The sequence below is a fragment of the Lentilactobacillus sp. genome (genome assembly GCF_040773105.1).
Classification (GTDB): Bacteria; Bacillota; Bacilli; order Lactobacillales; family Lactobacillaceae; genus Lentilactobacillus; species Lentilactobacillus parabuchneri.
In genome coordinates this window covers 1-4,112 of the sequence record NZ_JAXGWW010000188.1, presented here as the reverse complement: position 1 = coordinate 4,112, position 4,112 = coordinate 1, and the positions used below count along the sequence as shown (strand labels likewise).

Here is a 4,112-nt window from a genome sequence, read left to right as displayed (position 1 = left end):
CGTCAATGTGGACCGAATGCAGCAATTGGTGGACAACTCACTGATGACTGTGACGGCGCTGTCCCCTCACATTGGCTACCACAAAGCAGCCGAAATTGCTCAACTTGCTCATACAGACGGCACAAAATTGAAAGTCGCCGCCCTGAAATTGGGTTATGTCAGTTCCGCTGACTTTGATAAGTGGATGCGGCCGATTGATATGACTAATAATGACCGAAAATAAATCAAATGGATTGCGACTTACAATCCATTTTTATTTGGAACTATACTTCCATTTTTTTAGATATCCATTTAAAAAGGAACTATACTTCCATTTTTTAATATTTTCTCATATAATGGAAGTATAGTTTTAACCTGGAGGTGAGATTAAATGCTTCAAAGACCAACTTACTTAAAACAATTAATCCAATTTAAAGATAATGATAATATTAAAATCATCACCGGCGTCCGCCGCTCTGGAAAATCCGTCTTACTGATGCTATATCGCGATTATCTCATATCACAAGGAATCTCAGAGCAAAACATCATTTATCTGAATTTTGAAGACTTTGATCTGCTTTCGGTCCAGAGTCAAGACCAATTGAGTCAACTTCTTTCAAAACGACTTAACAAAAATGTCCGGACTTATCTACTTCTTGACGAAATTCAAATGGTCGATGGTTGGCAACGAGTCGTTAACGCTGTTAGAGTCAGCTTCAACTGCGATATTGTCATCACAGGTTCAAATGCACAAATGTTATCTGGAGAACTCGCAACTTTGCTAAGTGGCCGATATGTAGAAATTCCAGTATATCCATTTTCGTTCAAAGAATTTCTACTAGCAAAGAACATTGATCCAAACGCTAGGCAAGTCGATAATGCTTTCTCAGAGTACGAGCAATATGGTGGATTCCCATCTGTTGTCTTAGCGTCAAAAGAAATTAAGGATACCATTCTTTCCGGCATTTATGATACGATTATTTTAAACGATGTCTCGATGCGATCAGGAATTCGCGATACTGACATTTTAAGTTCATTAGTCGCATTTCTATCTGATAATGTTGGCCAGTTAGTAAAGCCAACCAAAATTGCGAATACATTATCGAGTAATGGCTTTAAAACCAGCAATCACACCATTGAACGTTACTTAACATTACTTGAAAATGCATTTTTATTCTACAGAACTCGACAATACAATATTCGTGGAAAAGAATACCTCAAAACCAGTGGAAAATATTTTATCGTTGATCCCGGCCTCAGGAGAAATGCCGTCAGCAAACATCCAGGAAATTATGGCGGTCAGTTAGAAAATATTGTTTTTCTGGAATTAATCCGTCGTGGCTACACAGTAGATGTTGGAAAACTAGACTCCAAAGAAGTCGATTTTGTTGCCCGAAAGGTTGATGAAATCCTTTATGTCCAAGTTACGTATGAGATTCCTAATAATACACATGAAACCGACAATCTTTTAAACATCCGCGACAATTACAAAAAAATACTCATTACACAAAGATATTATGAATTTAAAGAAATCGATGGGATACCAGTGATTAACGTTGTTGACTGGTTATTATCAGAAGATTAATTCGAAAATTTAAAAAGGGGTCTGCGATTTGACTGCAGGCCCCTTTTTAAGTTTAAACTTTGGGATCTCACGAATCGAAATGACAACTGAAATTGTCAATAATAGCTGATTTCAAAGGAATCGGCAAGCCTTCAAGCGCTAACCAGCAAACAAACTCACTAATAAGTAAAGAACATAGCTCCCCAGCAAGGGCTGCCAAAGCTCCCTCAACGACATTTTTAAAGCCCCAAACCACCTTACCAGATAATGCTCACTCTGAATAAACATGTTATTATGAATAATTCGTAAGGTTATCAAAGAAAACACGTAAACGACGGCACCAAATACCAACGTGTGGAGCAGGTAACCCGTCCCGTTAACAAATTGTCCTTTAGAAAAAAGTAATACCACCATCAAAGTCCGAATTGCAAACGCTGAATAGTACCAAACTGCTGGGATAACCACCGACCATTTCGTATGGATGAGTGAGAAAACCAGATATGTGAGTGGTAGCCGCCACGCAAAGTATAGTGCGTTGGAAATTTTCGTATCGGAAATCCCGATGCCACTTGCAACTGGGACAATTTCCTTAAAGTGCGGAATGATGATCAATAAGCCAATCAACCAAATAAATGCGCCATACCAAAAAAGGGATTTCACAACTGATTTATTCACCGTCAGCTTTTCCATAGAGGAACACCTTCTAATATCAAATATTTCTTAATAGTTATAACGTACCACTAAATTGGATAAAACAAAACTGCCATCAGAAACCATCCGATGGCAGTTCTTTAATTAATCACTTCTTGATAGGTGCCCACATCCAGCACCAGTGTGACAGTCAATACCAGAATAATTTTGAATAGGTCCGCCTCTTGAAATTGTCGATAGACGATTGACATAAATGGATCGACTAAGAGATAAGCGGCAACCAGATTCAAGATGATAAAAATAATCGCAAATATTATTCTCTTTGCAGTCATGAAAAAGCCCCGTTTCATTCCCTTACCGTTGTCTAAGTTGGTGTAAGTGTACAAAGATCCAATTCATAAGTCAAGCAACTAGCATATAGTTTCATAAACTCAATCTAATATACAACTTTTTTTCCAAAAACGGCTTATAACAACAATATTTGAAATGCAACAAGACATATTCACCTTAAGGTTAGCTATCCCGTTTTAGCCGATATCCTTTTGGTTCGTTTCATCACCAAATACCCAAACAACGATCCCGGCAAACAGCGCAATGCCGCCAATTGTCCAAAAAATCATGTTGGGACTTGTGACTTTGAGCATCCAAGCAACGACGATTGGCATGGCCACCGTGAACAACTTGGCTGCGCCATTAGCAATCCCTGATCCGCGGAACCGGAATTTGGTCGGGAAAAGTTCTGCCACGTAAACGGCAATCACTGAGGCCATCAACACATAGAAACACACTTCCAATAAGAACCCAATTGTCATAACGCCAGCAACCGTTGACTGCTGACCATACATAAATCCAAAGATGGCTGTCATGAAGAATGCTGGGGCAATCGTCTTTTTGCGACCAATTCGGTCAACTAAGTAGGCACCAATTGCACAGCCAACCGGAGCGCCGACCATCATAAAGGCCGACATCCACAAGGAACCAGAAATATTGATACCCCGATTGCTTAGCAAGGTTGGAACCCAAGACGTGAAGGTGTATTGGCAAATGATCGTAGCAGAGGCCGCAACCGTTGCGACAAATAAACTAACTCCAAGCGAATGGTGAACAACTTCATGCTTCTTAACGATTGGTGTTACGTCCTCATTAACGCCATTGACCTCCAACTTTTGAATAATTTCTTGTGCTTCATCGTTTCTTCCGTGAGCCATTAGCCAACGGGGAGATTCTGGAATATTTCGCCGTAGATACCACAAAATGGCAGCCACGATTCCAACACCCATAAACATTACCCGCCAACCGAAGCGGGGAATGATTGCACTCGCTAAAATCATTGTGACCGGAGCACCACAATTCGCAACCAATGACGTTGTGGCACACCACTTGCCACGACTGTGGATTGGTGCAAATTCATTCACCATCGAATAACCAGTCACAATTTCAGACCCAAGGCCAATACTTGACATTAAGCGACAGAAAATTAAAAACGACATATTAGGTGAGAATGCCCCTAAAAAGGTAAAGCCGCCAAACATCAACAGGTTAATTTGATAAGCGACTCGGCGTCCCTTTAAATCACCAATAAACCCAGCAATCAGTGAGCCGATAAATAGGCCTAAAAAGCCACTGGATAAAAAGTAAGAGTTTTGCTGCAAGGTGGACCAGCCGTCTTTTAAAACAGTTGTTGCCACTGCGCTGGCTAAGTAAACGTCAACTGCGTCCAAAAACATGCCGCCGGAAACCAGGGCAAAAATTTCATAAAACAATGGAGATTCTTTCGTTCGGTCGATTCGACCTTGTAATGTGATCGGTCTTTCCATAGGCATCTGCCTCCAATAACGTCATTTTTTCCATCACCTCAGGGATTGATTCACTGAAGCACGCCGCTGCTAATCAAAGCTTGGGATACTGGCCTCGTAGT

4 protein-coding genes and 1 pseudogene are annotated in these 4,112 nt (G+C 40.6%); 2 read left to right on the top strand and 3 right to left on the bottom strand.

The window, feature by feature from the left end:
• Positions 1-223: pseudogene (locus AB3112_RS09025) on the top strand (class II fumarate hydratase); the annotation flags it as partial.
• A gap of 147 nt (positions 224-370) precedes the next feature.
• On the top strand, positions 371-1,564 hold the full coding sequence (locus AB3112_RS09020; protein ID WP_084973900.1) for an ATP-binding protein: 1,194 nt from the start codon (positions 371-373) through the stop codon (positions 1,562-1,564).
• Between the two features lie 138 nt (positions 1,565-1,702).
• On the opposite strand, the gene AB3112_RS09015 is transcribed toward AB3112_RS09020, so the two are convergent.
• The 3 genes from AB3112_RS09015 to AB3112_RS09005 all read right to left on the bottom strand — a co-directional run bounded on the left by AB3112_RS09015 (position 1,703) and on the right by AB3112_RS09005 (position 4,017).
• A complete protein-coding gene (locus AB3112_RS09015) occupies positions 1,703-2,233 on the bottom strand; it encodes a hypothetical protein (protein ID WP_084973898.1) in 531 nt (176 codons plus the stop codon).
• 101 nt (positions 2,234-2,334) lie between these two features.
• Entirely contained in the window at positions 2,335-2,526 is a 192-nt protein-coding gene (locus AB3112_RS09010; protein WP_057909825.1) for a hypothetical protein, read from the bottom strand.
• Positions 2,527-2,721: 195 nt separating this feature from the next.
• Positions 2,722-4,017, bottom strand: a complete 1,296-nt coding sequence (locus tag AB3112_RS09005) for an MFS transporter (RefSeq protein WP_143441805.1) — start codon at positions 4,015-4,017, stop codon at positions 2,722-2,724.
• Between the last annotated feature and the right edge of the window lie 95 nt (positions 4,018-4,112).

Excerpts from the sequence above, each read along its gene's own strand:
- AB3112_RS09020 (WP_084973900.1), top strand. The coding sequence starts at position 371 with ATGCTTCAAAGACCAACTTACTTAAAACAATTAATCCAATTTAAAGAT.
- AB3112_RS09015 (WP_084973898.1), bottom strand. The coding sequence starts at position 2,233 with ATGGAAAAGCTGACGGTGAATAAATCAGTTGTGAAATCCCTTTTTTGG.
- AB3112_RS09010 (WP_057909825.1), bottom strand. The coding sequence starts at position 2,526 with ATGACTGCAAAGAGAATAATATTTGCGATTATTTTTATCATCTTGAAT.
- AB3112_RS09005 (WP_143441805.1), bottom strand. The coding sequence starts at position 4,017 with ATGCCTATGGAAAGACCGATCACATTACAAGGTCGAATCGACCGAACG.